The 25,892-nt window shown below is 70.8% G+C and carries 29 protein-coding genes; 10 read left to right on the forward strand and 19 right to left on the reverse strand.

Annotated elements, in window-relative coordinates; genetic code table 11:
• Positions 1-5: 5 nt before the first annotated feature.
• A complete protein-coding gene (locus tag BFN33_RS42115) occupies positions 6-653 on the reverse strand; it encodes a TetR/AcrR family transcriptional regulator (RefSeq protein WP_069765513.1) in 648 nt (215 codons plus the stop codon).
• Between the two features lie 180 nt (positions 654-833).
• Positions 834-1,772 (reverse strand): diiron oxygenase, encoded by a 939-nt coding sequence (locus tag BFN33_RS42120; RefSeq protein ID WP_057612148.1) that lies wholly within the window; start codon positions 1,770-1,772, stop codon positions 834-836.
• A 90-nt stretch (positions 1,773-1,862) separates the two neighbouring features.
• Here BFN33_RS42120 and BFN33_RS42125 point away from each other — a divergent pair, with 90 nt between their 5' ends.
• Both BFN33_RS42125 and BFN33_RS54905 read left to right on the forward strand, forming a co-directional pair.
• Positions 1,863-2,975: a ferritin-like domain-containing protein gene (locus tag BFN33_RS42125; RefSeq protein WP_069765514.1), complete on the forward strand. Its 1,113-nt coding sequence runs from the start codon at positions 1,863-1,865 to the stop codon at positions 2,973-2,975.
• Between the two features lie 316 nt (positions 2,976-3,291).
• Entirely contained in the window at positions 3,292-3,822 is a 531-nt protein-coding gene (locus tag BFN33_RS54905) for a hypothetical protein (RefSeq protein ID WP_256123024.1), read from the forward strand.
• Here BFN33_RS54905 and BFN33_RS42135 read toward each other — a convergent pair.
• From BFN33_RS42135 to BFN33_RS55710, 4 genes are read right to left on the reverse strand one after another with little or no spacing between them, the layout of a single operon-like run.
• Positions 3,819-4,328: a DUF3291 domain-containing protein gene (locus BFN33_RS42135; RefSeq protein WP_069765515.1), complete on the reverse strand. Its 510-nt coding sequence runs from the start codon at positions 4,326-4,328 to the stop codon at positions 3,819-3,821. The two genes, BFN33_RS54905 and BFN33_RS42135, sit on opposite strands and share 4 nt — an antisense overlap.
• A 48-nt stretch (positions 4,329-4,376) precedes the next feature.
• Positions 4,377-5,837, reverse strand: coding sequence for a penicillin-binding transpeptidase domain-containing protein (locus BFN33_RS42140; protein ID WP_069765516.1), 1,461 nt, complete (start codon positions 5,835-5,837; stop codon positions 4,377-4,379).
• A gap of 17 nt (positions 5,838-5,854) precedes the next feature.
• Positions 5,855-7,216 (reverse strand): FtsW/RodA/SpoVE family cell cycle protein, encoded by a 1,362-nt coding sequence (locus BFN33_RS42145; protein WP_069765517.1) that lies wholly within the window; start codon positions 7,214-7,216, stop codon positions 5,855-5,857.
• A gap of 50 nt (positions 7,217-7,266) precedes the next feature.
• Positions 7,267-7,482, reverse strand: a complete 216-nt coding sequence (locus BFN33_RS55710; protein ID WP_370743369.1) for an SH3 domain-containing protein — start codon at positions 7,480-7,482, stop codon at positions 7,267-7,269.
• 96 nt (positions 7,483-7,578) lie between these two features.
• Between BFN33_RS55710 and BFN33_RS55715 the strand changes: the two genes are divergently transcribed.
• The gene (locus BFN33_RS55715; RefSeq protein ID WP_370743370.1) at positions 7,579-7,902 is read left to right on the forward strand and encodes a hypothetical protein; all 324 of its coding nucleotides are present in this window, start codon (positions 7,579-7,581) and stop codon (positions 7,900-7,902) included.
• Between the two features lie 75 nt (positions 7,903-7,977).
• Here the strand turns inward: BFN33_RS55715 and BFN33_RS42155 are convergent, their stop codons facing one another.
• The 3 genes from BFN33_RS42155 to BFN33_RS42165 form a co-directional block, all read right to left on the reverse strand.
• A complete protein-coding gene (locus BFN33_RS42155; RefSeq protein ID WP_069765519.1) occupies positions 7,978-9,213 on the reverse strand; it encodes a HAMP domain-containing sensor histidine kinase in 1,236 nt (411 codons plus the stop codon).
• Positions 9,210-9,935 carry a hypothetical protein gene (locus BFN33_RS42160; RefSeq protein ID WP_069765520.1) on the reverse strand — a complete coding sequence of 242 codons (726 nt, stop codon included), beginning with the start codon at positions 9,933-9,935 and terminating at the stop codon, positions 9,210-9,212. Before BFN33_RS42160 ends, BFN33_RS42155 begins: the two co-directional genes overlap by 4 nt.
• A 95-nt stretch (positions 9,936-10,030) precedes the next feature.
• Complete coding sequence (locus BFN33_RS42165) at positions 10,031-10,537, reverse strand: dual specificity protein phosphatase family protein (protein WP_069765521.1); 507 nt, start codon at positions 10,535-10,537, stop codon at positions 10,031-10,033.
• Positions 10,538-10,657: 120 nt separating this feature from the next.
• On the opposite strand from BFN33_RS42165, the gene BFN33_RS42170 reads away from it, so the two are divergent.
• Entirely contained in the window at positions 10,658-11,461 is an 804-nt protein-coding gene (locus BFN33_RS42170) for a nuclease-related domain-containing protein (RefSeq protein WP_069765522.1), read from the forward strand.
• A 483-nt stretch (positions 11,462-11,944) separates the two neighbouring features.
• Here BFN33_RS42170 and ligD read toward each other — a convergent pair whose 3' ends face one another.
• The gene (ligD, locus tag BFN33_RS42175) at positions 11,945-12,826 is read right to left on the reverse strand and encodes a non-homologous end-joining DNA ligase (RefSeq protein WP_069765523.1); all 882 of its coding nucleotides are present in this window, start codon (positions 12,824-12,826) and stop codon (positions 11,945-11,947) included.
• Positions 12,827-12,851: 25 nt separating this feature from the next.
• Between ligD and BFN33_RS42180 the strand changes: the two genes are divergently transcribed.
• Positions 12,852-13,889: a Ku protein gene (locus BFN33_RS42180; RefSeq protein ID WP_176742607.1), complete on the forward strand. Its 1,038-nt coding sequence runs from the start codon at positions 12,852-12,854 to the stop codon at positions 13,887-13,889.
• A 51-nt stretch (positions 13,890-13,940) separates the two neighbouring features.
• Here BFN33_RS42180 and BFN33_RS42185 read toward each other — a convergent pair whose 3' ends face one another.
• The 6 genes from BFN33_RS42185 to BFN33_RS42210 form a co-directional block, all read right to left on the reverse strand.
• Complete coding sequence (locus tag BFN33_RS42185; RefSeq protein WP_069765524.1) at positions 13,941-14,441, reverse strand: peptidylprolyl isomerase; 501 nt, start codon at positions 14,439-14,441, stop codon at positions 13,941-13,943.
• Between the two features lie 85 nt (positions 14,442-14,526).
• The gene (locus BFN33_RS42190) at positions 14,527-14,919 is read right to left on the reverse strand and encodes a hypothetical protein (protein WP_069765525.1); all 393 of its coding nucleotides are present in this window, start codon (positions 14,917-14,919) and stop codon (positions 14,527-14,529) included.
• Positions 14,920-14,927: 8 nt separating this feature from the next.
• Positions 14,928-15,440 carry a SigE family RNA polymerase sigma factor gene (locus BFN33_RS42195; protein ID WP_069765655.1) on the reverse strand — a complete coding sequence of 171 codons (513 nt, stop codon included), beginning with the start codon at positions 15,438-15,440 and terminating at the stop codon, positions 14,928-14,930.
• Between the two features lie 180 nt (positions 15,441-15,620).
• Positions 15,621-16,157 (reverse strand): hypothetical protein, encoded by a 537-nt coding sequence (locus BFN33_RS53480; RefSeq protein WP_069765526.1) that lies wholly within the window; start codon positions 16,155-16,157, stop codon positions 15,621-15,623.
• Between the two features lie 227 nt (positions 16,158-16,384).
• Complete coding sequence (locus BFN33_RS42205) at positions 16,385-17,485, reverse strand: acyltransferase family protein (RefSeq protein ID WP_069765527.1); 1,101 nt, start codon at positions 17,483-17,485, stop codon at positions 16,385-16,387.
• A gap of 113 nt (positions 17,486-17,598) precedes the next feature.
• Positions 17,599-18,489: an SDR family oxidoreductase gene (locus BFN33_RS42210; RefSeq protein ID WP_069765528.1), complete on the reverse strand. Its 891-nt coding sequence runs from the start codon at positions 18,487-18,489 to the stop codon at positions 17,599-17,601.
• A 291-nt stretch (positions 18,490-18,780) separates the two neighbouring features.
• Here BFN33_RS42210 and BFN33_RS42215 point away from each other — a divergent pair, with 291 nt between their 5' ends.
• Positions 18,781-19,344 carry a hemerythrin domain-containing protein gene (locus BFN33_RS42215; protein ID WP_069765529.1) on the forward strand — a complete coding sequence of 188 codons (564 nt, stop codon included), beginning with the start codon at positions 18,781-18,783 and terminating at the stop codon, positions 19,342-19,344.
• A 187-nt stretch (positions 19,345-19,531) separates the two neighbouring features.
• On the opposite strand, the gene BFN33_RS42220 is transcribed toward BFN33_RS42215, so the two are convergent.
• The 3 genes from BFN33_RS42220 to BFN33_RS42230 are packed head-to-tail and all read right to left on the reverse strand — an operon-like array spanning position 19,532 to position 21,095.
• The gene (locus tag BFN33_RS42220; protein WP_069765530.1) at positions 19,532-20,353 is read right to left on the reverse strand and encodes a rod shape-determining protein; all 822 of its coding nucleotides are present in this window, start codon (positions 20,351-20,353) and stop codon (positions 19,532-19,534) included.
• Positions 20,350-20,721 carry a TraR/DksA C4-type zinc finger protein gene (locus tag BFN33_RS42225; protein ID WP_069765531.1) on the reverse strand — a complete coding sequence of 124 codons (372 nt, stop codon included), beginning with the start codon at positions 20,719-20,721 and terminating at the stop codon, positions 20,350-20,352. The genes BFN33_RS42220 and BFN33_RS42225 overlap by 4 nt, the downstream gene beginning before the upstream one ends.
• Positions 20,722-20,768: 47 nt before the next feature.
• Positions 20,769-21,095, reverse strand: coding sequence for a TraR/DksA C4-type zinc finger protein (locus tag BFN33_RS42230; protein ID WP_069765532.1), 327 nt, complete (start codon positions 21,093-21,095; stop codon positions 20,769-20,771).
• A 341-nt stretch (positions 21,096-21,436) separates the two neighbouring features.
• On the opposite strand from BFN33_RS42230, the gene BFN33_RS42235 reads away from it, so the two are divergent.
• From BFN33_RS42235 to secD, 4 genes are all read left to right on the forward strand, one after another.
• Complete coding sequence (locus tag BFN33_RS42235; RefSeq protein ID WP_069765533.1) at positions 21,437-22,387, forward strand: sensor histidine kinase; 951 nt, start codon at positions 21,437-21,439, stop codon at positions 22,385-22,387.
• Positions 22,384-23,049: a response regulator transcription factor gene (locus BFN33_RS42240; RefSeq protein ID WP_069765534.1), complete on the forward strand. Its 666-nt coding sequence runs from the start codon at positions 22,384-22,386 to the stop codon at positions 23,047-23,049. The genes BFN33_RS42235 and BFN33_RS42240 overlap by 4 nt, the downstream gene beginning before the upstream one ends.
• Positions 23,050-23,063: 14 nt before the next feature.
• Entirely contained in the window at positions 23,064-23,474 is a 411-nt protein-coding gene (locus tag BFN33_RS42245; protein WP_141758056.1) for a hypothetical protein, read from the forward strand.
• 76 nt (positions 23,475-23,550) lie between these two features.
• A complete protein-coding gene (gene secD, locus BFN33_RS42250) occupies positions 23,551-25,782 on the forward strand; it encodes a protein translocase subunit SecD (RefSeq protein ID WP_069765536.1) in 2,232 nt (743 codons plus the stop codon).
• The last annotated feature ends 110 nt before the right edge of the window (positions 25,783-25,892 follow it).

The following is a 25,892-nucleotide window of genomic DNA, read 5'->3' on the forward strand; positions in this document are numbered from 1 at the left end:
CAGTGTCAGCCATCCGCCGCGAGGGCCGTGACCAGTGCGGCGGTCTGCGGGTCGCGGTTCGCGGTCACGGAGAGCACGGCGACGAACTGCTCGACCAGCCAGTCGCGCAGCTCCTCGACCGGGGGCTGCTTGCCCTCGTCGAGCCAGATCAGCGAGGCCGCCTCCACCGCGGTGATCCACATCCGTACCGTCATGCGCAGCAGCAGGCCGGGTTCGGTGACGCCGAGGTGGCTGAGGATGTGCTCGGCGGCGGCCCGTCGTACGCCGTCGACGATGGCGGTGGTCCGGGACGTCTCGACCACGCTGCCGCCCTGGAGGAGCGCGCTGAAACCGGCGTCGTGCTCGTCGACGAAGGCCAGGTAGCGGTCGAGGGCGCGGGCGAGGCGGATGAGCGGGGGCCCCGCCCGGGGTTCGTCGAAGCACTGCTCCAGCTCGTCGGCGGCGGAGCGGAGGGCGGCCTCGTAGAGCTGCTGCTTGCCGCCCGGGAAGTACCGGTAGACGAGAGGACGGGAGACTCCGGCGGCTTCCGCCACGTCGTCGAGGGAGACGTCCTCGGGAACCCGGTGCGCGAAGAGGGTGAGGGCGGCTTCGAGAAGCTGGCTCCGACGCTCCTCGACACTCAGCCGACGGTAAGCGGGAGCGGATGGGGTCATGCCTCGAAGGGTAGTCGGCCGCCTGCGGATACGTCGTGGCTGGTCGCGCCCCGCGGCGGAGCCGCTGATGTCACAGCCCCGCGCCCCTGAGTGGGTGCAGTCAGACGTGCCTCGCAATACCCACCTGTTAGGGGCGCGGGGAACTGCGCGACCAGCCCCCACCGGGCCCGCACCCGACCGTCAAGCCAGTAGCCCCGACGACCTCCACAGCCGTCGCCCGACACCCCGCAGCACCCCGATGTCGTCCAGGAAGTCGGTCAACCGCCGAGCCCCCGTCTGCATGACCTCACGACGATGCCCGCTCGCCTTCACCTGCGCCAGCGCCTCCCGCTGGTCGAGGCCCACGTTCGTGTACACCTCCGGATTCACGAACGCCACGGAGAACACCCGCGCGAACTCCCCGGACGTCACCCGGGTGAACTCCTGCGACCACCGCGGGGCGGAGACCATCTGCCGTCGCAGTTCCTCGCGGGCGTACCGCACATGGCGTGCCTCCTCCACCACGTGGATCCGCGTCACGCCCCTGATCAGCGGCTGCACCCGCTCGTCCGGGAACGTCAGCCGCTGCATCCAGTCGAGGATCTCCTCGCCCAGCAGCGTCGCCGTGAAGGATCCGGGTGTCGTGGAGATCGTCTTGAACAGCCGGCCCAGCTGCTGATGGCCCCGGCTCACCGGATACCAGGGCGTCCCGCCCCGGGAGATCAGCCGCGCGAACATCTTGGAGTGCCGGCACTCGTCCTCGATCTCGGTGAGCGCGTACCGCACATGCGCACTCGTCGCCGCCTTGTCGTAGATGTGACGGCACAGCAGCTGCATGAGGATGATCTCGAACCAGATCCCCAGCGAGGCCAGCGCCGCGGCCTCGTGCTGCGAGAGCAGGATCCGCTGTTCCTCGCTCATCCGCCGCCACATCGGGGTGTCGTACAGCGAGACCAGCTCCGGCGGCCAGAACCACTTGCCCTCCTCGAAGGGCGCGTCCCAGTCCAGTTCCTCGTCCGGGTCGAAGGAGTGCTTCCTTGAGGAGTCGAGCAGCCGCTCGGCGACCTGCTCCCGGTCCTTGAGCAGACCGAGCGCGTCACGCAGCCCTTCGAGCGCGTCGACTTCTGTCAGACTCGTCATGGCTCTTATGAGACTGCTTGTCAGCAAGCTCGTCAATCCCTTGCGCACGACTTGTTGACCCGGCGTCTACGAAGGGGCAGCCTGCGGAACATGCCGACTTTCGACCTGTACACCACGGACCCCGGGGACCCCCACTGGCAGGTACCGGCGACGGGCAAGGCCCGTTTCAGCTGGGAGTACGACGACGGCCGCGAGCGCCTGCTGGCCCTCTACCAGAAGGGCAAGGACAAGCAGTGGGACGGGCAGAAGCGCATCGACTGGAGCATCGAGGTCGACCCGTACGACCCGCTCGGCACCCCCGACGAGTCCATCTCCGTCTACGGCACCAAGTACTGGGCCAAGTTCACCGACCAGGACAAGGGAGAGCTCCGCCGGCACCTCGCCTCCTGGCAGTTCAGCCAGTTCCTGCACGGCGAGCAGGGCGCGATGGTGTGCGCCGCGCGGATCGTGGAGTCCGTCCCCGACCTCGACGCCAAGCTCTACTCGGCGACCCAGGTGATGGACGAGGCCCGGCACGCGGAGATCTACGGCCGCTTCCTGCACGAGAAGATCGGGATGCTGTACCCGATCAACGACAACCTCCAGTCCCTGCTGGGCGACACGCTGAGCGACTCGCGCTGGGACATGCCCTACCTCGGTATGCAGGTCCTCATCGAGGGTCTCGCGCTGGCCGCCTTCGGCATGATCCGCGACACCACCGACAAGCCCCTCCCCAAGCAGATCCTCGCCTACGTCATGCAGGACGAGGCCCGGCACGTGGCCTTCGGCCGTATGGCGCTGCGCGACTACTACAGGCAGCTCTCCGACGCCGAACTCCGCGAACGCGAGGAGTTCGTCATCGAGGGCTGCTACCTGATGCGTGACCGCCTGCGCGGAGTAGAGGTCCTGGAGAACTTCGGCATCCCGAAGGCCGAGGCCGAGGAGTACGCCGAACGGTCCGAATTCCTCGCCCTCTTCCGCCAGTTGCTCTTCTCCCGGATCGTCCCCTGCGTCAAGGACATCGGCCTGTGGGGCAAGCGTCTCCAGCAGGCCTACGTCGACATGGGTGTGTTCGAGATGGGCGACTCCAACCTCGATCTCCTCATGGCCCAGGACGAGGAGATCGCGGAGAAGCTGGACGCGGAGCGCTTCGCGGCGGAGGAGCGGGAGCGGGTCGCGGAGGTGGGTGAAGCGATCGAGGAGGGGGCCGCTCACATGGAGTAACGTACTGAGGTGTCCACGCCTCAGGGTCCGTACGGGCCGCAGAACCCTTACCACCAGCAGTTTCCGCAGCCTCCGCAGGGCCCTTACGCTCCGGGCCCGTACGGTCAGCAACAACCGTACGGCGCACCGCCCGTGCCGCCCCAGCAGCAGCCGTACGGAACTCCGTACCCTCAGCAGCAGCCGTACGGCTGGGGCGTGCCGCCTGTCGCTCCGCCCCCGAAAAGGCGCCCCCTCGTGGTGATCCTCGCCATCGTGGGCGGACTCGTCGCCCTGGGGGTGGCGGGTTCGGTCATGCGCGGGGTGGAGGAGTCGAGCGGTGCCGGCTATCCGGACGCCGAGTACTCCCTCGACGTGCCCAAAACGCTGCTGGGCGGCCGCTACGAACTCGCCCAGGACCTCTCCGACTCGGAGGATCGAGGACCAGGCGGAGGGCGCCTCCGGCTACAAGGACACGAAGGCCGCCATCGGGCAGTACAGCCTGGGCGGTGACGCGACCAAGGGCACGCTCGTGGTCTCGGGCATGTACGGGCGGTTCAAAAACCCCGACCGGGCGCGGGAGAGCCTGCTGAACGGCGCGGCGGCGGGCGAGGGTTCCCAGATCGCCGTATCGCCGCAGGACTTCCACCCCGACGGCGCCGACACCACCGTCACCTGCGAGGTCCTCACGACGGACCAGGGCGGCACGGAGATCACGGTTCCGATCTGCGCCTGGGGCGACGGCAACACGGGCGCGGCGATGACCGAGCTGACGGCGGCCACGATGACCCTGGACCCGGTCGAGGTCGACCTGGACAAGGCGGCGGCGACGGCGGCCCGGATCCGCTCGGAGATGCGCAAGCCGCTCTAGACCGAGCAGCCCAGATCGTCCGGGATCTCCAGAGCCGTGACCGGCTCCGCCCCCTGTGCCGGGAACGGCGTCCGCAGGGTGAACGCGTACGGGGTGGGCCCGTTCGTACGCAGGTGCAGCAGGCGGGACTCCGCCTCGGCGACCGTGGGGCGATGGCCGGCCGGGACCCACCACAGGGCCACCATGGCCTCCTGGACGCGCTCGAAGAACTCCCTGCGGCGGGCGAGCATCTCGCGGTGCCGGCCCTGGTACATGTACGCCGTCAGCGCGTTGGTGTCCCGCCACACCGACATGTTGATGATCAGCCATTCGTCGCCGAAGACGGCGATGTCCGTCGCGTCGCCGGTCTCGTCCTCCAGCCGCCAGACGAACCCGTCGGCGTTGTCGGCGTCGGCGTTCACGGGATCGAGGTTGTCGACGAAGGCCTTCAACTGCGGGGAGTCGAGCGGGGCTTTGAGGCGGCCGATGTTCACCTGGGCGAGTTGGTACGCGTTGGCTCCAGTCATGGACCGAACGTTAGGTCGGTTGTTCCGGAGGACTCAACCCCCGTCTCACTACTTGGAGTTGAGCACCGCTTCCATCACCGCCCGCGCGATCGGCGCCGCCATCCCGCCCCCCGTGATGTCCCCCCGGACGGCCGACGCGTCCTCCACCACCACGGCCACCGCGACCTTCGGCTCCATGTCCTGCTTGCCCTGGGCCCACGACACGAACCAGGCGTACGGCGTCCCGGAGTTGCCGATGCCGTGCTGGGCGGTGCCGGTCTTGCCGCCGACGACCGCGCCGGGGATGGCGGCGTTGGTGCCGGTGCCCTCCGTGACCACCTGGGCCATGAGCTCCTTCAGCCGTGCGGCCGTCGCCGGGTACATCGCCTGCCGTACCGGGCGCGAGCCCGCCGTCGCCACCGTGTCCCCGTCGTCCGTCGTCATCCGCTCCACCAGATAGGGCGTGCGGATCTGCCCGCCGTTGGCGACCGCCGCCGAGACCATCGCCATCTGGAGCGGGGTCGCGCGGGTGTTGTACTGGCCGATCGACGACAGGGCCAGCTGAGCCTTGTCGACGGTCGGGTCGAAGGTGCTGCGGGCCACCGAGAAGGGGATCCGCAGCGAGTTGTCGTTGAAGCCGAAGGCGCGCGCGGTGGCCGTCATATGACGCACCCCCACCTTCACCCCGAGCTTCGCGAACACCGTGTTGCACGACCACCGGAAGGCCTCCCGCAGGGACAGGTCCTCGCAGCCCTCGGACTCGTTGGTGAGGGAGGTGGTGGTACCGGGCAGGGTGTACGGCTCCGGCGAGTCGGTCGGCGCGTCCACGTCCTCGATGACACCCGCGTCCAGCGCGGCCGCCGCGGTGACCACCTTGAACGTGGAACCCGGCGGATAGGTCTGGCGTACCGCCCGGTTGAGCATCGGCTTGTCCACGTCCTCGTTGAGCCGGGCCCAGGCCCGGCCCACCCGCGGGTCGTTCCCGGACAGCGCCGCGGGGTCGTACGAAGGGGAGGACGCCAGCGCGAGGATACGGCCCGTCGACGGCTCCACCGCCGCCACCGCGCCCTTGCGCCCGCCGAGCCCGTGGAAGGCCGCCTTCTGCGCGGCCCTGTTGAGCGTGGTGACGACGTTCCCGCCCGGGTTGCGGCTGCGCGTGAAGTCGTTCCACAGCGGGAACGGCGTCAGCAGCGGGTCCGAGCCGGAGAGGACCGAGTCCTCGGTGTGCTCCAGGAAGGACGTGCCGTACTCCTGCGAGGCGAAGCCGGTCACCGGCGCGTACAACGGCCCGTCGGTGTACGTCCGTTCGTAGCGCAGCTGCTCCCCGGTGTCCCTGGATCCGGTGACCGGCCGCCCGCCGACCAGGATGTCGCCGCGCTCCCGGCCGTAACGGGCGATGGTCTCGCGGCGGTTGGCCGGGTTCTCGCCGTGGGTGCGGGCCTGGACGACCTGGACGCGGGCGGCGTTGACGAGGAGCGCCACCAGCAGCAGGGCACAGAAACAGGCGGCGTGCCGGATGTAACGGGCCATGTTGGGGGCTCGCGTCGTCACGGGTTCTCCTTTCCGTCGTACTGGTCGCGGGCCGAGTCGCTCACCCGGAGCAGCAGGGCGACGATCGCCCAGTTGGTGACGACCGACGAGCCGCCCTGCGCGAGGAACGGCATCGCCATGCCGGTGAGCGGGATCAGTCCGCCGACCCCGCCCGCGATCACGAACACCTGGAGCGCCACGATCGAGGCGAGTCCGATCGCCAGCAGCCGCCCGAACGGGTCGCGCAGGGCGAGGCCCGCCCGGAAGCCGCGCTCCACCAGCAGGGCGTACAGCAGGAAGATCGCGGCGAGGCCCGCCAGGCCCAGCTCCTCGCCGGCGGTCGCCAGGATGAAGTCCGACTTCGCGGCGAAGCCGATGAGGACGGAGTGGCCGAGCCCGAGCCCGGTGCCGAGGACCCCGCCCGCCGCGAAGGCGAACAGGGACTGCGCGAGCTGGTTCGGCCCCTGGCCCGCCTCGATCGACGCGAAGGGGTGCAGCCAGTCCTCCACCCTGATGTGCACATGCGGCTCCAGCCAGCCCACGGCGAAGGCGCCGACGGCGGCCAGCAGCAGTCCGAGCGCGATCCAGCCGGTGAGTCCGGTGGCGACGTACAGCAGAACGACGAACAGTCCGAAGAAGAGCAGCGAGGTGCCGAGGTCCCGCTCCAGGACCAGGACCCCGACGCTGATCAGCCAGATGGTGAGCAACGGGCCCAGCACCCGCCCGGTGGGCAGTTGAAGCCCCCACAGCCGCCGCCCCGCGAACGCCAGCGCGTTCCGGTTGGTCGCGAGATACGCGGCGAAGAACACCGCCAGCAGCACCTTGGCGAACTCGCCCGGCTGGATGGAGAACCCGGCGATCCGGATCCAGATGCGGGCGCCGTTCACGGAGGGGAAGAGGATCGGGAGGGTCAGCAGGACCAGTGCGGCGGCGACACAGACGTAGGCGTACCGCTGGAGCACACGGTGGTCGCGCAGCATCAGCACGACCACGATGAACAGGGTCACCCCGACCGTGGACCACACGAGCTGGGTGGGGGCCGCGCGGTCCCCGGGTGTCTCCAGGTCGAGGCGGTAGATCAGGACGAGGCCCAGGCCGTTGAGGAGTACGCCGATCGGCAGCAGGAGCGGGTCGGCGTACGGCGCCCTCAGGCGCACGGCCCCGTGGGCGATGAGCGCGAGCACGCCGAGCCCGGCGCCGTAACCGGCGGCGCCGGGCGGGACGGAGCCGTTCTTGGCGAGGCCGACAGCGCAGTAGCCGTACACCGACAGCAGGACGGCGAGGACGATGAGGGCCAGCTCGATGCCACGGCGCCGGGGCAGGCGTACCGAGGGAGCGGAGGTCTCCGCGGGGGCCACGGTGGTTCCGACCTTGGTCATGTCCGGAACTTACCCAAATAGGACGTGATGTCTCCTGGCGTGCGGGGAAGTCAGCACCAGCGTGGCGCCGTTCCGATGGTCCGGATGTAACGGGCCGGGCCCCAGGCCCAGGTGCCGTCCGTGAGGAGGTACCACTGGCGGTTGCCCTGGACGCTCCGGCCGTTGGTCTTGCAGAAGATCGAGACGACCTCGCCCCGTTCGGCCCACCGGATGATCCGGCCGCCCCGGTAGGGCGAACTGCGCAGCGCCAGCGAACTGGCCGTCACGACGCCTCTGGCCAGGCGGGGGTTGGGGTTCTGGCCCTGGCCCTGGTTCTGCGTTTGGCCCTGGTTCTGCGTTTGGCTCTGGCCCTGGTTCTGACCTTGGCCTTGACCCTGGCCCTGGCCCTGGCCCTGGCCTTGACCTTGACCCTGGCCCTGGCCCTGGCCCTGACCTTGGCCTTGGCCTTGGCCCTGGTTCTGCGTCTGGCCCTGACCCTGACCCTGGCCCTGACCCTGGCTCTGGCTCTGGCCCGGCTGGTCCTGGGGCTGGGTCTGTCCCCAGTCGTCGCGCGGGTCGTCCGGGTCGTCACCGGCGACGGCGGGCGTGGCGAGGGCGGTGGCGGCGAGGGCGCCGGCGGCCACGGCTATGGAGAGACGGGAGCGCAGGGACATGGGGGGACCTCCGTGATGGGGGTGCAAACCTGACTATTCGCCACGTTAGGAGCCCCGTACACAGGTCGCCTTTCACACTGAGCCATAGGAGAACCGGCCCAGGGCCGTCTACCGCAGGAACAACGTCGCGACCGCCCCGCCGTTCTCCGAGTTGACGAACGACAGGCGCGCCCCCAGCACCTCCGCCTGCCCCACCGCGATGGTCAACCCCAGGCCGTGGCCCTTCGATCCGCCCTCGGTACGGAACCGCTGCGGCCCGTGCTCGATGAGATACGGCGGGAACCCGTCCCCGTGATCCCGAACGGTCACCACCGGCCCGTCCACCGTCAAGGACACCGGACCCCGGCCGTGCCGATGCGCGTTGGCCACCAGATTGCCCAGCACCCGCTCCAGCCGCCGCCGGTCCGTCTCCACGGCAAGGTCCCGCACGACGACGACCTCGGTGTCGGTCCCGGACGCGCGCACCACCCGCTCGGCCAACGCTCCCAGTGGCTCGGTGTCCAGCTCCACGGTTTCCCGCCCGGTGTCCAGCCGGGAGATCTCCAGCAGATCCTCCGTCAGGGTCCGCAACGCCCCGACCCGATCCCGCACCAGCTCCGTGGGCCGCCCCGGCGGCAACAACTCGGCGGCCGCGTGCAGCCCGGTCAGAGGCGTCCGCAGCTCATGCGCGACATCCGCCGTGAACCGCTGCTCGGTCAGCAGCTTCCCCTGCAGGGACATCGCCATGGAGTCCAGCGCGGCGGCCACCGCGGCCACCTCGTCCTGCGGCCGTGACGGATCCTTCGTACGGGGATCGTCGACCCGTGCGTCGAGGTCGCCCGCGGTGATCCGCCGGGCCACCCGAGCGGTCGTGTGCAGCCGTTTCGTCACCCTGGTCACTGCGAACGCGCCCACCAGCAGCGTCGCCGTGATCGCCAGCGCCGACGACCACAGGATCGCCCGGTCGAGCGCGGCGATCGTCCGCGCGTTCTGCGAGTAGTCGACCTCCACGGCCAGCGACCGGTCCCCGTCCGCCGGACCCGCCGCCCACATCACGGGGCGCCCGCGGTGCACGCCGACCATCGTGCCGCGGTCCCCGGCCACCGCCAGCGTCCGCAGCGAGCCCGGCAGATCAGGTGGATCCACGCCGGCGTCCCACTTCAGCGTGTCCCCGGCCTCGTACGCCTCGGTCGCGTCCTTCAGCCGGCTCAGCGCCAGCTCACGGGCCTCGCCGACGGTCTGGTTCGTCACCGAGACATGCACGAGGACTCCGAGCAGCGCGGCGAGGGCGCAGCACATCACGGTGATGAAGACGGCGGCCTTCACGGCCAGCGTGCCGGACCAGCGGGGCAGCGCGAGTCTCATCGCGAGCTCGCGGACGCGCTGGGCGAGCCGCTGGGGACACGGGTGCTCTTGCCCGTCCGGAGCATCTCGTCGTGGGTGAGGAGCATCGCCTTCTGCTGCGGGTCCCAGGTCCACTGCAGCCGGTACTCGTAGCCGGCGACCTCGGACGGCGAGCGGATGATCACCGACCGCCCGGCCAGCTCGACCCCGCTGACCGCGTCCTCCCAGTGCATGACCCGCACCAGCCGGTGCTTCGCCACGGTGTAGACGCGTACGGCGGTGATGTCGCCGGGCAGCTGGCGGAAACCCAGCGTCAGGTCGTCGTGCCCGTCGCCGGTGAGGTCGCGGTAGTACGGCTGCAGGACGGGGCACGACTGCCGGGCCGCGCCGCTCTTGGCGCAGTCGGCCATGAGCCGGGCCGTGCGGTCGTAGCCGCCCGCGGTGTAGACGCCCGGGTCCGAGCCGATCTCCGCGCGGACGACCGCGACCGGGTCCACCTCGCGGATGTCGTCGCCGGGCACGGAGACGCCTTTGACGACCTGCGTGTCCACCTCGTCGATGGTGTACGCCGGGCTGGAGGCCGGCGTCAGCTGCGGCCACAGCCGGTCGGGGCTCATCGCGGTCGGCGTCGAACCCGCTCCCACCAGGTCGCCCGCGTCGCCGCAGCCCGACGCGGCCGCGAGCAGCAGGGCGACGGCGGCGACGGCGCGGGTCGTACGGGGTGCGCGGCGGGCGGGTGGCACTGTGCTCCTGGGGTCGGACCGGTGGGCGTGGGTCGGCCCCCGTACAGATTATTCGTGTGGAAGTCTTCTTTGCCTTCCGGCACCTACGGGCGGCCCTACTCGGTCAGCTCCTCCAGCAGCCGGGCCGTCGGGAGGCCGGCCCGGAGGTACTCGACGAACAGCTCGTTGTGCAGCGCCCACGGCGAGCGCCGGCTCCGGATCAGGCGGATCGCCTCGTCGGCCGTGTGCCCCCTGCGGATCAGGGCGTGCGCCACGACCAGACCCGAGCGGTTGTATCCGTGGTAACAGCGGACGAGGACCGTGCGGCCCTCGTCCAGCGCCTCGCTCGCGGCTTGCGCCAGACGCATCACGCCCGCGAGCTGGGTGCCGTCCAGCGGGCCGTCCGGAATCGGCCACACATGGTGCTCGACGCCGGGATCGGGACCGTGGCCCGGCAGCCGCAGCAGCGTCTGCACGACCTCGAACTCGTCCCGTACGACGGCGAACTCGCGTTGTCCGGACATGCCCTGGAACTCGTGCCCGCCCATCCACAGCCCGGGCACGATCTCGTCCCACGCCCTGTCCGGAGCCGGTACGTCGGGTTGCTTCCTGCGGGTCCGCAACAGCGCCTCCCCAAGCCCCTGCGCCAAGCCCTGCAACTCACGGTGACTCACCCCAAAGGTATCCGGCTTCTTGCCTGCGCAGCACCCCGCCTGTTCCCATGGACCATGGGGTGATGGTGCATGAGCGGACTGCGCGTCGTACCGACCTGGCGCCATGGTCAGGAGCGGCTCTACGTCTGCCTCACGGACGGCAGGAACATCGCCTGGTACGACCGTGAGGCGGCCCGGATCAATCTGCTGAGCGAGGACCGCAGGGAGGAAGTGCTCGATGTCCTCGGGCCCTTCCTGGCCGGCCCGGTGGCCGTGGGCCCGCCCCCGGTGCCGACGCCGGCCGAACTGGCCCGGCTCAGCCTCCACCCGGACGACGACCTCGCGCCCAACCGTCCCGGCGAGGCCCTCCTGGTCGACCTGGACCGGGATCCCGGCTCCCCGCACCTGATCCGCCGCGACCCCCGTCGGCGCGCGCTGGAGGCGGAACAGACCGTGGGTGAGGCGCTGGACGGTCTCGACGGCGCGGGCTGGCACACCCTGCACTCCGTTCCGCTGCCCGGCGGCGACCGCGTCCACCATCTGGTGATCGGTCCCGCCGGACTGTTCGCGGTGCACGCGCTGTACGCCCGCAGGCAGCGGGTCTCGGTCGCCGACCCGATGGTCGCCTTCGGCCGCCGCGACCCGCAGCCGCTGCTGCGCCGCGTCCGCGCCGACGCCGACCGCGCCTCCTACGCCCTGACGGCCGAGGTCCACCCGGTCCTCGCCCTCGTCGGCCCCACGGCCGTGACGGTCACCCAGCCGCCCCGTGGGGTCCGCGTCCTCGCCGACACGGACCTCGAAGGCCTCGCCCGCCTCGGCGGCGTGCTGAAGCCGGCGGACGTGGAGGCCCTGCACGCGATGGCGCGGGACCGGCACACGTGGACGAAGGTCTGATGGAGCGGTGCGGGTTGGGTGGGGGCGGGCGTTTTTGCGCAGTTCCCCGCGCCCCTGGGTGCCTGCGGCGGCCTGTTTCTGTCCGGTGGGGGCTGGTGTAGCGCGTGGGGTTCGGTGGGTGGGTCGGGGCCGGGGTGGGGGGTGTCCGTCCTCGGTCCGGCGGCTCGGCTGCTTCAACAGTGCCCTGTGACGGACGCCGGCCGCTGCGGGCGGACACCCCCCACCCCGGCCCCTTCGCGCCGTACGCGGCCAACGGTCCATCGTGGCGCACGGTACGGCGACCGGTCCGTCGTGGCGCGTGGTACGGCGAACGGTCCGTCCTGGCGTGCGGTGCGGCGAACGGTCCGTCGTGGTGCGGGGGGATCGGTCCGTTGTGGCGCGGGTGAGTGCAACTCCCCAGGGGCGCGGGGAACTGCGCGACCAGCCCCCCACCGGCCCGCACCCGCCGTACGACAGCACCTGGCACCCCCATAGGCGCCCCGCTCACGGCAGCCGTGCCGCACGCTCGCTGTCGAGGAGCGGGGACAGGAGGTCGCCGTAGTCCTGGAGGCGGGGGCCCATGTCCGGGGCCTCGAAGGACAGCTGGGCCGGTGTGCCGCACTCCTCGACCTCCGTCCAGGTCACCGGTGCCGACACCAGGGGCCGGGCCCGGGCCCGCAGGGTGTAGGGCGTGGCGGTGGTCTTGCGGGCGGCGTTCTGGCTCCAGTCGACGAAGACCTTGCCGGGCCGCAGGTTGCGGGTCATCCGGTGCAGGGCCAGCCGGGGCATCGCCCGCTCCGCCTCCACGGCGAGCTGCTTGGCGTACTCCGACACCTGGTCGGACGACGCCCCCCGCACCGCCGCCAGCAGATGCAGCCCCTTCGACCCCGCGGTCTTCGGGTACGCCTCGATACCGTCCACCGCCAGCCGCTCCCTGAGCCAGAGGGCGACCTCGCAGCACTCGACGATCGTCGCGGGCGGCCCCGGATCGAGGTCGAGGACCAGGCGGTCGGCCTCGTCGGGAGTGCCGATCGGCCACTGGTGGGTGTGGAACTCGGTGACCAGGTTGGCCGCCCACATCAGGCTCGCCAGGTCCTGAACGAGCACCATCCGGGCCGGCCCCTCCGAGCGGGGCACCTCGGCGGTGGTGACCCAGTCGGGCGTACCCGGCGGAACGTTCTTGGCGAAGAACACCTGACCCTCGGGGCCGTCCGGATAGCGCAGGAAGGAGACGGGACGGTCACGCAGATGGGGGAGCAGCACCTCGGCCGTCGTGGCGTAGTAGTGCAGCACCTCGCCCTTGGTGAAGCCGGTGGCCGGATACAGCACCTTCTCCAGATTGCTGAGCGCGAGCCGTCGCCCCTCCACCTCTGTGATCGGCGTCATACGATGAGAATCTCACGCATATCAGATGAAACTACGTAATACGCCAGAAAGGGTGCTGCCGGTGAGATCCATTTGGAACGGCGCCATCTCGTTCGGCCTGGTCAGCATCCCGATCAAGCTCGTGAACGCCACCGAGAGCCACTCGATCTCCTTCCGCCAGATCCACACCGAGGACGGCGGCCGCGTCCGCTACCGCAAGGTCTGCGAACTGGAGGACCGGGAGATCAGCCAGGCGGAGATCGGCAAGGGGTACGAGGACGCCGACGGCACCATCATCCCGATCACCGACGAGGACCTGGCCCATCTGCCGCTCCCGACGGCGAAGACGATCGAGATCGTGGCGTTCGTGCCGGGCGAGCGGATCGACCCGCTCCAGATGGACGCCGCGTACTACCTCCAGGCGGGCGGCGCCCCCGCCGCCAAGCCGTACACCCTGCTGAGGGAGGCGCTCAAACGCAGCAACAAGGTGGCCATCGCCAAGTTCGCGCTGCGGGGACGGGAACGGCTCGGGATGCTGCGGGTGGTGGAGGACGCCATCGCGCTGCACGGGCTGCTGTGGCCGGACGAGGTCCGCGCGCCCGAGGGACTCGCTCCCGACACCAAGGTCACCGTCAGCGACAAGGAACTCGACCTCGCCGACGCCCTGATGGACACCCTCGGCGAGATCGACCTCGACGAACTCCACGACGAGTACCGCGAGGCACTGGAGGAGGTCGTCGCCGCGAAGGCCGCGGGCGAGGCACCTCCGGAGGCACCCGACCGGGCGAAGGGCGGCAAGGTCCTCGACCTCATGGCCGCGCTGGAGAAGAGTGTCCGGGACGCGAAGGAGTCCCGGGGCGAGGAGCCGGGGGAGGTCACTCGGCTGCCGCAGCGCAAGTCGGCGCGGGCGGCGCCGAAGCAGACCGGTGGCAAGAAGTCCACGTCCGCCACGAAGAAGACGGCGGCCAAGAAGACGACGGCGAAGTCGTCACAGGGAACGAAGAAGGCGGCGTCGGCGAAGAAGGCGACGACCTCGAAGAAGACGGCGGCCAAGAAGACGACCGCCCGCAAACGGACCGCATGACCTGCGCACTGCCGTCGGCACCGCGCAGGTCGCGTCAGTCCTTCGGCGAGGTCAGTCGACGGCCTTCGCGGACTCGATGATCACCGGCTGCGTGGGCACGTCACCGTGACCGCGGCTGCTGCCGGTCCGCACGCCCTTGATCTTGTCGACGACGTCCTGACCTTCGACGACCTTGGCGAACACGGTGTAACCCCAGCCGTTCGGGCTCTTGGCCGTGAAGTTGAGGAACTCGTTGTCCGAGACGTTGATGAAGAACTGCGCGGTCGCCGAGTGCGGGTCGCTGGTGCGCGCCATCGCCACGGTGTACGCGGTGTTCTTCAGACCGTTGTCGGCCTCGTTCGGGACCGGTGCGAGCGTGGGCTTCTGCACCATGTCCGGGGTGAAGCCACCGCCCTGGACCATGAAGCCGTTGATCACCCGGTGGAAGATCGTGCCGTCGTAGTGCCCGTTGCCGACGTACTTCAGGAAGTTCTCGACGGTCTTGGGCGCCTCGGCGTCGGCGAGCTCGAGGACGATACGGCCGAAATTAGTGGTCAGCTCGACCCTGGACATGGGAATCGTCCCTTTCTGGTGGGGCATGACCGAAGCATCTTGTCACACGGCTGCCCAGGCCCGGCGGCTCGGCGGCCTCACGTCCTCACGGCTGAGGCGATGTCCGGGGGGAGTCCCCGGGCGCGTTCCCGGTCATGTTGCCCGAGGGCGTCGGAACGGCCGACGGTCGGGAGGGGACGGGCGACGGCGGTGCCGGGCCCGTGGTGGTGGGCGGGGGGCTGCTCACCGGGGCCATCGGGACCGAGGAGCGGTCGGGCTCCGTGCCGGGCAGGGCGGCCACCGCCCCGGCCGTGAGGACGGCGGCCACCAGCGCTCCCACGGCGCCCGAGACCGCCGTACGACGGCGTAGGATCCGTCGGCCGCCGGCAACGGCCGCGTCGGTGACGCTGGGCAGGACCGGCTCCCGCGAGCCGTCGAGGATGGCCTCGAAGGCGCCCCGCACGCGACCGCTCTCCCCGTACTCGTCCGAGTCGTACATCTGCCGCCTCACCTCCCGCTCGTCTCGCCCGCGAGACCCTCGACGAGCCCGCGCAGCCGGACCAGCCCGCGGGCGCTCTGGCTCTTGACCGTGCCCGGTGTCACGCGCAGCGCCTCGGCGGTCTGCTCCACGCTCCAGTCCTCCCAGAACCGCAGTACCAGGACCGCCCGGTAGCGGGGCGGCAGTTCCATCAGCGCGGCCTGCATCACCAGCCGCAGCTCGGGCGTGACCGGTGGCTCGGCGGACACCGGCTCGGGCAGCTCCTCCGTCGGCTCCTCCCGCCGGCTCCGCTTGCGGTACTGGTCGATGAAGACGCGGGTGAGGATCGTACGGGCGTATGCCTCGACGTTGCCGTCGCGGCGGACCCGGCCCCAGGAGGCGTACAGCTTCATCAGCGTCGTCTGGGTGAGGTCCTGGGCCTGGTGCCAGTCCCCGCACAGCAGATACGCGCTGCGCCTGAGCTGCCCCTGCCGGGCCTCGGCGAACTCCCGGAACTCCCGCTCCCGGACTGCTTCCCGCACCCGCCGACCCTCCGCCGAACCGATCACACCTGTCCTTGAGAGGTACGGCGAGGGGCGCTGCGAGGTTGCACGCCCCCGGAAGAAAAGTTTCCGGGCGCCGCGTGCAACCCGTCCCGGCCGGTGTCCCGTACTCCTCTCACGCAACCGACACCCCGACAGAGGAGCAGTTTTGACGAAGCGTCATGGCATCCGAACCACCCGCCGCCTGGTGATCGGCGTCGTCGCGGGAAGCGCCGTGGCCGTGGCGGGCTGGGCCGCCGTCGCAGGCGCCGCGACCGGCTCCACCACGCCGAAGCCGACGCCGGCCTCGGCATCCGAGGCTCCTTCGGCCGTCCCCTCGCCCGTGCCTTCCCCCGTGCCGTCGAAACGGCCGTCCGAGCCGAGCCCGGTACCGTCCGCGCCGAGGACCGCGCCGAGCCCGGTACCGTCCGCGCCGGGTACCGCACCGAGCACGGTCCCGACGGTCGTGCCGGACCAGCACGCTTCGACCGTCCCGAGCCCCGTCCCGGCGGAGCCGACCTCCGTACCGAGCCCGGTCCCGTCGGTCTCCACGAGGCCGTCGAAGTAGGGCCGCCACGGACGACGGGACGGCGTTCCGAGCTGCCGTCCCGTCGTACGGCCAAGTCGTCCTCCTCCGTGACCCACCGCGCGGTCACGGCGGCGCGAGGTCGTCTGGGCCTGCCGAGCGGTCGTGGTGCCGTTGCGGCGTGCGGCCATGTGTTTTCCGGCGTGCGCCCGGCTCGATTCGGGTGTTGTCGGAAGGCGCACCGCGCGGTCACGGTGGAGGCGGCGGCGAGGGTGACCGGGCCCGGGCCGTGCGGTCGTGGTGCCGTTGCGGCGTGCGGTCACGTGTTTTTGCGGCGTGCGCTCGGCTTGGGCCGGGTGTTGTCGGAAGGCCCCGTCGCGCGGTTACAGCGGCGAGGGTGACCGGGTGCGCCGCGCGGTCACGGCGCCGTTGCGGCGTATGGCCGCTCACCTCGTCCCGGTGGGGCCGTGGGCTGTCGGAAGGCCCACCGCATGTCCGGTTCCACCAGGCCTCGCAGGGCGCGTCGGACCGGTGGGGTGCACAGGGCGGTCACGAGGGCGGCGGCGACGAGGGCGGCCGCGGCCGTGCCGAGCGGGTCGTGGACCCAGGTGGGCCCGTACCAGCCCCAGAAGCGGGCTCCCTGGATGAGGAAGCCGTGCAGCAGATAGCCGTAGAGCGTGCCCGCGCCCAGGACCGTGAACCAGGTCCGCCGCCCGGGCACCAGGGCGAGGAAGCACCCGACGAGGACCAGCGAGCAGCCGAAGGTGACCAGCGTCATCGCCGGCCCTGACCAGGCGGGCGCACCCAGTTCCTGGGCGCTGTCCCGGTGGTAGAACCAGGCCCCGCTCATCCGCGGCACCGCCCAGTAGGCCAGCGCGAGGGCGACCGCGAACACCGGCAGGGCCGCCAGCCGTACGGTCCGCCGACGGACCAGGCGGAAGTGCTCCGGCTTCAGACACAGACCCAGCACGAAGTACGGCAGGAACTGCAGGACCCGCTGAAGGTCGAGGTCGTCGCCGATGGAGGGCGTGAGGGTGGCGAGCATCGCCACGGCCAGGGCCAGCGGCACCGGATGACGCACCCGCTGCCACAGGGGAGTGGTCAGCCGCCACACGAACAGCGCCACCAGGAACCACGTCAGGTACAGCGGATCCAGCAGACTCACCGGCCGGTCCGGCACCCGGTCCGTCCACCGGGTGAAGAACGTGTACGCCGTCTCGAACACGACGTACGGCACGACCAGCCCGGTCACCAGCCTCCGCAGCCGCTGCGGGCCGGCGTCGAAGTTCCGCGAGAAATACCCGGAGACGACGATGAACGCGGGCATGTGAAAGGCGTACACGAGCAGGTACAGCGCCGAGACACCCCGGCTCCCGTCCCGCAACGGCTCCCACGCGTGTCCCACAGCGACCAGCACGATCGCCAGATACTTGATGTTGTCGAAGTAGGCGTCGCGCTCCGCCGGACGCTGCGCTGCGGGTCTTACCCGAGGGGCGACTGTGACAAGTTGCTCGTGCATCCGGGGCGTCTCACCAATCCGGAGCGGCCCAAACTCCGTATCCGAGTGCTGGCTGTGCCCCGCTGGGTGCGCGCAGGCACGTCGGGTGATCGGCGCCCCGGCCCGCCGGCGGTTCACGGCAGGGGCGTGCCGCCGGTCGCGTTGAGGATCTCCGCGGTGACGAAGCTCGCCTGCTGAGAGGCCAGGTAGACGTACGCCGGGGCCAGCTCGGCGGGCTGGGCCGGACGGCCCAGCGGGCTCTGCTTGCCGAACTCCACGGTGTCGGGCAGCGTCGCGGGGATCAGCGGCGTCCACACCGGACCCGGCGCGACCGCGTTGACGCGGATGCCGCGCTCCGCGAGCATCTGGGCCAGCCCCTGGGTGAAGGTCACGATCGCGCCCTTCGTCATCGCGTAGTCCAGCAGGTGCGGACTGGGCTTGTACGCCTGCACGGACGTGGAGTTGATGACGCTGCCGCCCTCCGGGATGTGCGGCACGGCGAACTTGGTCAGCCAGAACATCCCGTACAGGTTCGTGCGCATGACCCGGTCGAACTGCTCGGTCGTAATGGCCTCGATGCCGTCCGGCTGCGACATCTGGAACGCCGCGTTGTTCACCAGCACGTCGATGCGCCCGAACTCGGAGACCGCGCGCTCCACCAGCGCCCGGCAGTTGTCCTCCTCACGGATGTCGCAGGAGACGGCGACCGCCTTGCGGCCGGCGTCCTCGACGAGGCGGGACGTCTCACGCGCGTCGTCCGCCTCCTCCTCCAGATGGGTGAACAGCACGTCGGCGCCCTCCCGGGCGAAGGCCAGCGCCACCGCCCGCCCGATGCCGGAGTCCCCACCCGTGATGACGGTCTTGCGGCCCTCCAGCCGGCCGCTGCCGCGGTAGGACTCCTCGCCATGATCGGGCGGCGGGTCCATCGGCCCCGTCCAGCCCGGGTGCGGCTGGTCCTGCGCCGGAAACTCCGGACGCGGGTGCTGAGTCGTCGGGTCCTGCTGGGTGTGCTGTTGTTCGGTCACGACAGCCTCCTCAACGCCGGCGGATTCGGACGAACCAGCGAGTTCCCGCCCCGCACCACCCGAAAAGCCCCGGGTAAGGCTGTCGCGTCGGCTGTCGTCGGTTTGTGCGGGGCGGCGGCAGGTACCCGCACGGCAGGAGCGGCGCACACAGCCGAGCCCACATGACGAAGATCGGCAAGGCGATCGATGGCAGGTATTCCGCCTCGGCCACCGGAGTGAAGTGGCGGACCGGCGTGAGGCCGTCGGTACGCGCGTGGCAGGTATCTGGAAACGACAAGCACTGGAGAACCCATGGGACACGGCGGAAACGTCATCCAGGAACTGACGACGGACCACCGCGAGGTGGACGACCTCTTCGCGCAGATCGAAGCGCTGCCGGGAGCCGACGAGAAGCGACGTGAACTGGCCGACAAGCTCACCATGGAGCTGATCCGGCACTCGGTGGCCGAGGAGGAGTACCTCTACCCGGCGGTGCGCCGGTACGTCGACGGGGGAGACGACCTCGCCGACAAGGAGATCGCCGACCACGCAGAAGTCGAGCGCATGCTCAAGGAACTCGAAGGCTGCCGGCCCGGCGACGGGAACTTCGACACCCTGATCCTGCGGCTGAAGAACTCCGTCACGGCGCATGTCAGCGACGAGGAGAACAGGCTCTTCCCGATGCTGGCCGAGGTCAGTTCCGCCGAGGCTCTGGCGGAACTCGGCGAGAAGGTCCGCTCGGCCAAGCAGCACGCTCCCACCCGCCCGCACCCGTCCGCGCCGGACACTCCGCCCGCGAACAAACTCCTCGCACCCGGCGCCGGCATGGTCGACCGCCTGCGCGACATGCTCACCGGCCGCGGAAAGCAGGACTGACGCACTGACAGCGCCTTCATCCCTGACGGCCTCGGACGAGCCGGGACACGTGAAGGTCGGCGGTGGACGGAGGACCACGCGGCTCGACCTGCTCGACTCCTCCTACGTATCCGTTTGACACGTCGAACGGTCGGTCCCGACGCCGAACGGACCCGCTCGACTCAACGACCTGCTCACCGCGGCCCGGTCACCGAGGGTGCGTGATGCCGGGGATGCCGGCGGCGGAGGGGTGGGCGTGGGCCGCTTGCAGGAGTCTCGCGGCGCCGCGGACCGCCGCGGTGTGCGGAGCGGGAACGGACCGCACGGGAGCGCGGAGCCGGTGGCTGAGGGCATAGGTGACGTTCGGTTGCAGCGCGCCCCCACCGGCGAGGAGAGCGCCCCGCCGGAGGGCGTCGAGCGTCTGGGAGGTGCGGTCCTGGTCCAGCATGGCGGTCACCATCGCGACGACCGCGTCAGTGATCCGTGCAGGCGGGGTGAGGCCGTCCAGGTCGCCGGTGCCCAGGGCGGTGTGGCGGGCGTCGGTCACCGCGCCGTCGGCCAGGAGCGTGACCTCGGTGAGGTGGGCGCCGATGTCCAGGACGAGCAGGGGATGCGTCAGGTCGGCGTCCGCGGCCATGGCCACAGCGCGCGCGGTGGGGACGGTCAGTACCGTGCGCGGGCGCAGGACCTCCACGGCGGTGCGGGCTTCGGCCCGGTAGGCCAGGCCGCCCAGTACGGGTGTGGCCAGGATGAGCAAGGGGCTGCCGAAGCGGGGCAGGCGGTGGCCGAGCAGCCGGTTCAGCATGCGGGCGGTTCCGGGGGTGTCGACGATGGTGCCGCGCTGGATGGGGTGAGTGGCGCTGTCGCCCGCGGCGGTCACCGTGGGCACGTCGAGGATGCTTCGCCGTCCGGACATCCAGGCACGGGTGCGGGCGCTGCCCAGGTCGAGGGCGATGCCGGTGCACTGTCGGCACCAGGGCCACGGTCGGTGCCGGGCCGCCACGGGACGGGGACTGGGGGCGGTGGTCATCGGCCCGCCTCCCTGACCTGCTGGCAGCGTGCGCAGTAGCGGGCCTGCGGCACGATCATCAGTCGTTCGCGGGCGATGGGCCCGCGGCACAGGTGGCAGCTGCCGTACTGGCCCTGGTCCATGCGTGTGAGGGCGGCTTCGACGTCGGCCAGGACCATGCGGGCGGAGGCGGCGAGTTGGACGCGGACCTCGATCTGTGAGGAGGCCTGCCGGCCGAGACGCGCGTCGGCACGGGTCGGTGCGGGGGCAGAGAGCTGTTGCAGCTGTTCCTGGCGGAACAGGCGCTGTTCGTGCAGGTTCGCGCGCAGTGCGGCGAAGTCCTCGATCGAGAGAGCGGTGTCGCGGTCGTCGATGATCTGGTGGTTCACCGATTCACCCCTTGGGCAGGGCGGAGAGGGAAGGTGGATGGGGGTTGTCAGACGGCGTCGCGCTGGCAGGGCACGCAGAACGGCGTGTAGGGCAGGATTTCCAGGCGTTCGACAGGGATGGGCCTGGTGCAGCTGCGGCAGGTGCCGTAGCTGCCGTCCTGGACGCGGACGAACGCGGCCTCGATCTCGGTGAGGACTCGTTGCAAGGTGTCCTTGTGCGTGGACGTCACCTGTTCCTCGGCGTCCGTCCCGGCCTGCCGGATGGCCCGCAGTTGGGTGAGGCGGGCGGCACGTTCGTGTTCGAGGCGCTGGAGGGCCTCGTGCGCCGTCAGCCGCTCACGATGGGCTTCGGTCTGAGTCGTATCGAGTGACATGGCGGATCCTTCTTCCGTGATTCCGTGATTCCGTGATTGGGCGAGGCGATGGCGGCTTCGGCCAGGGAGTCAGGGGCGGCGGTTCATGCCTCTACCGTGGCCGTGACGCCGCGTAAAACCCATCGGGCGCGATACCCATCTGTGGCATGTCCCGTGGCCCATCACGGCGTGGGCAGGCAAGGCGCAACGAAATGGGCATTGGAGCCCATGGCCGTGAGGACCGGCAGCGGGCAGCCTGGACGGCAGACCGGTCAGGACCCGTGAACGCAGCTGACGCTCGGGGTGCGCGGTGACCGACAGTAGAGACAGCGCCGTGTCACACGGAGAGAGGCGTCATCCCGGTGTCCCTGTTCTGGCGGATCTTCGCGCTCAACGCGGTGGTACTGGGAAGCGCCACCGCGCTGCTGCTGTGGGCACCGGTGACCGTCTCCGTGCCGGTGGTACTGACCGAGGCGGTCATCCTCGTGTCCGGCCTGGTCGTCATGCTGGTCGCCAACGCGGCCCTGCTGCGGATCGGCCTGGCCCCGCTCGACCGGCTCACCCGGCTGATGGCCACCGTCGATCTGCTGCGTCCCGGACAACGGCTGCCGGAAGGGGGACGCGGTGAGACCGCCGAACTGATCCGCACCTTCAACGCCATGCTCGAGCGCCTCGAGCACGAACGGGCGTCCAGCAGTGCCCGCGCCCTGTTCGCGCAGGAGGCAGAGCGGCGCCGCATCGCCCAGGAACTGCACGACGAGGTGGGCCAGAGCATGACCGCGATCCTGCTGTCGCTGGAGCGGGCCGCCGACGACGCCGACGAGCCCCTGCGCGGTGAACTGCGGCAAGTACAGGAGATCACCCGGGGAAGCCTGGACGAGGTACGGCGTCTGGTGCGTCGGCTGCGGCCGGGCGTACTGGAGGACCTCGGTCTGGTCAGCGCGCTGACCTCGCTGACCAGCGAGTTCGCCACCCACGTAGGCCTGCGTGTGGTGCGTCGGTTCGGGACCGACCTGCCCGCGCTGGACCATCAGACGGAGCTGGTCCTGTACCGCGTCGCCCAGGAAGCCCTGACCAACGCGGCCCGTCATGCCGAGGCAGACCGGGTCGAGGTGAGCCTGCGCCACACCGGCGAGACGGTGGTGCTGGCCGTCGTCGACGACGGCCGCGGTACCGGGGTGGCCCGCGAAGGAGCGGGAATGCGCGGAATGCGCGAGCGGGCCCTGCTGATCGGGGCCACTCTGGATGTCACCTCCCAGCCGCAGGCCGGTACGACGGTCCGGCTCACCGTGCCCCTCAGGAAGCAGCCATGACCACGCCGCACACATCCGTGATCCGTATCCTCCTCGCCGACGATCACGCGTTGGTACGTCGCGGGGTGCGGCTCATCCTCGACCGGGAGCCGGACCTGGAGGTCGTCGCCGAGGCCGGGGACGGCGCGGAGGCCATCGAGTTGGCCCGCACCCATGAGGTCGATCTGGCGGTGATGGACATCGCCATGCCCCGGATGACCGGCCTGCAGGCCACCAGGGAACTGGTCGCGCTCAAGCCCGGCGTGCGGGTGCTGATGCTGACGATGCACGACAACGAGCAGTACTTCTTCCAGGCGCTGAAGGCCGGCGCCGGCGGCTATGTGCTCAAGTCCGTGGCCGACCGCGACCTGGTGGCGGCATGCCGCGCCGCCATGCGTGACGAGCCCTTCCTGTATCCGGGTGCGGTCACCGCCCTGATCCGCAACTACCTCGACCGGGTCCGCCACGGCGAGGAGCCGCCCGACCAGGTGCTGACCGCACGTGAGGAGGAGGTCCTCAAGCTCGTGGCCGAGGGGCACTCGTCCAAGGAGATCGCCGAGATGCTCTTCATCAGCATCAAGACCGTCCACCGGCACCGGGAGAACCTGCTGCACAAGCTCGGCCTGCGTGACCGGCTGGAACTCACCCGCTACGCGATCCGCGCCGGCCTCATCCAAGCCTGAGAAAGGGGGCGGTGGTGGCCCGCTTCGCGCACACCGCCTCGCGCACCCGGGGTCCCGGCCCGGGCCTGGTGTGGGCCGTCCTGCTCGCCGTCCTCGTCGCTCTGCTCAGCCCGTCCGCCCTGAGCAGTACACACCCCGGTGCACCGGCCGGCGCGCTGCTCGCGGCCGAGCAGGAGTCGGCGCACGGTGAGCCGTACGCGGACAGCCCGGACCCGGCTGTCTCCACCGCCGCGGTCCGGAGCCATCGGGATGCCACGGGCGAGCGCCATGTACCGCCGGTCTCCGCCCCGGGCGCGTCACACAACACCGCGACCGACCCGCTCCGGCCCGCACAGCCCCCGGCTTCGGCGGCAGACCCACCTGCGTCGGAGCAACCGGCACTTCCACACGGGATGAGGGCACCGCCCTCGCTCTCCGGCATCTGAACCTCTTCCTCTCCTTGCTCCACTTTCTTCACCGCAGTCACTGCCCTGGCCGCGGTGTGCCTGCCGGAGGCCCGTTGTGAACCGATCCCCGCACATCAGAGGGCTGATCGCCCTCGCTGCCGTTGCCCTGTCCCTGTACGTCGCGCTCACCGTGCCCGTCCACCTCGGACTCGATCTGCGGGGCGGCACGCAGATCGTGCTGGAAACCCGCCCGACCGCCGCTGACGACGCCGACGGCGAGGCGACGGACCGCACCGTGGAGGTGCTGCGCGGCCGCATCGACGCGCTCGGCGTCGCCGAACCCGGCATCGCCCGCTCCGGCAGTGACCGGATCGTCGTCGAACTGCCCGGCCTGCACGATCCCCGCAAGGCGGCCGACGTGCTCGGCCGCACCGCCGAACTCACCTTCCACCAGGTCCTCGGGTCGGCAGCCAACGCCGACGACCTGCCGACTCCGCTGCCCAAGCGGCCCCGCGAGCAGGTCATGGCTGACGAGTCCGGCCGCCTTCTCCGCCTTCAGGCACCCTCACTGACCGGCAAGGACGTCAAGAAGGCAGCCGCCCGCTTCGACCAGCACAGCGGTGCCGGTTGGCACGTCACCGTCGACTTCAGGGGATCGGGCGAACGGGGATGGGCCCGCCTGACCGGCGAGGCCGCCTGCCACGCGGCCGGCGACCCGGCCCGCCGTGTGGCCATCGTCCTGGACGGCAAGATCATCTCTTCGCCGCAGGTCGACCCGTCCGTCGCCTGCCGGTCCGGCATCAGTGGCGGCTCCACCCAGATCACCGGCACCTTCAACGACAGCGAAGCGAAAGAGCTGGCCCTGCTCATCAACGGCGGCGCCCTGCCGGTGCCGGTGGAGACCATCGAGCAGCGCACCGTCGGTCCCACCCTGGGCGCGGAAGCCATCAGGGCCAGCGCCTGGGCCGCCGTCATCGGCACCGCCCTGACCTCGCTGTTCATCATCGCCGTCTACCGGCTCATGGGCGCCCTGGCCACCGTCGCCCTGGGTTGCTACGGCCTCATCTCCTACGCCGCCCTCGCTGCCCTCGGCGCCACCCTCACCCTGCCCGGCCTCGCCGGCTTCGTGCTGGCCATCGGCATGGCGGTCGACGCCAACGTGCTCGTCTTCGAACGCGCCCGCGAGGAGTACGCCTCCCGCCACCGCCCCACCCCACGGTCGTCCCTGACCGCCGGATTCCGCAGGGCCTTCAGCGCGATCGCCGACTCCAACATCACCACCCTCATCGCCGCCGGCCTGCTGTTCTTCCTCGCCTCCGGACCCGTGCGCGGTTTCGGCGTCACGCTGGGCATCGGCGTCCTCGCCTCCATGTTCAGCGCCCTGGTCATCACCCGGGCCCTGGCCGACCACGCCGTCGCCCGCCCCCGTCTGCGCCGCCGCCCCCGCCTCACCGGCATCGCCCACACCGGCACCGTCCGCGATCGCCTCGCCCGTACCCACCCGAACCTGATGCGCCACCCGCGCCGATGGCTGGCCGCCTCCGCCGCCACCCTCGTCCTCGCCGCCTGCGGCATCGCGGTGCGCGGCCTCGACTTCGGCGTCGAGTTCACCGGCGGTCGCCTCATCGAATACACCACGGCCACCCCTGTCGACGCCGACCGGGCCCGCACCGCGCTCGCCGACGCGGGATTCCCCCGGGCCGTCGTCCAGACCTCCGGCGAGAACCAGCTCACCGTCCGTACCCACCACTTGAGCAACACCCAGGCGGCGACCGTCACCGACACCATCACCGCCCTGACCCACCGGGCCGACAAGATCCGCGACGAGGCCATCGGACCCAGCCTCGGCAAGGAACTACGCCAAGGCGCCCTCATCGCCCTCGCTGTCGCCCTCGCCGCCCAACTGATCTATCTCGCGGCACGCTTCCGCTGGCTCCTGGGCACCTCGGCGGTCGCCGCCCTGGCCCACGACGTCGTGATCCTCATCGGTGTCTTCGCCTGGCTCGGCAAACCCGTCGACGGCGTCTTCCTGGCCGCGCTGCTGACGGTCATCGGCTACTCCGTCAACGACTCCGTCGTCGTCTTCGACCGGATCAGGGAACTCGGCCGCCATGACCGCAAGACGCCCTTCGCCCGCATCGCCAACCAGGCACTCCTGCAGACCCTGCCCCGCACCGTCAACACCGGCATGGGCGCCGCATTCATCCTCACCGCCCTGGCCGTCCTCGGCGGCGACACCCTGACCGACTTCGCCCTCGCCCTCCTCATCGGCCTCGCAGTGGGCACGTACTCCTCGATGTTCACCGCCACACCACTGGCCATCGAACTGGACAAGCGCCGCGGGTAGGCAAGCTGCCGGTTGGATCGCGCGGCTCGCCCAGGCGACGTACTCCAACCGGACCCCAGCACCGGCGCGGACACCGCGCGCCGAACTGGGTCGGGGACTCCGGGCCGCGC

It is taken from the genome of Streptomyces sp. LUP47B (assembly GCF_001746295.1).
Classification (GTDB): domain Bacteria; phylum Actinomycetota; class Actinomycetes; order Streptomycetales; family Streptomycetaceae; genus Streptomyces.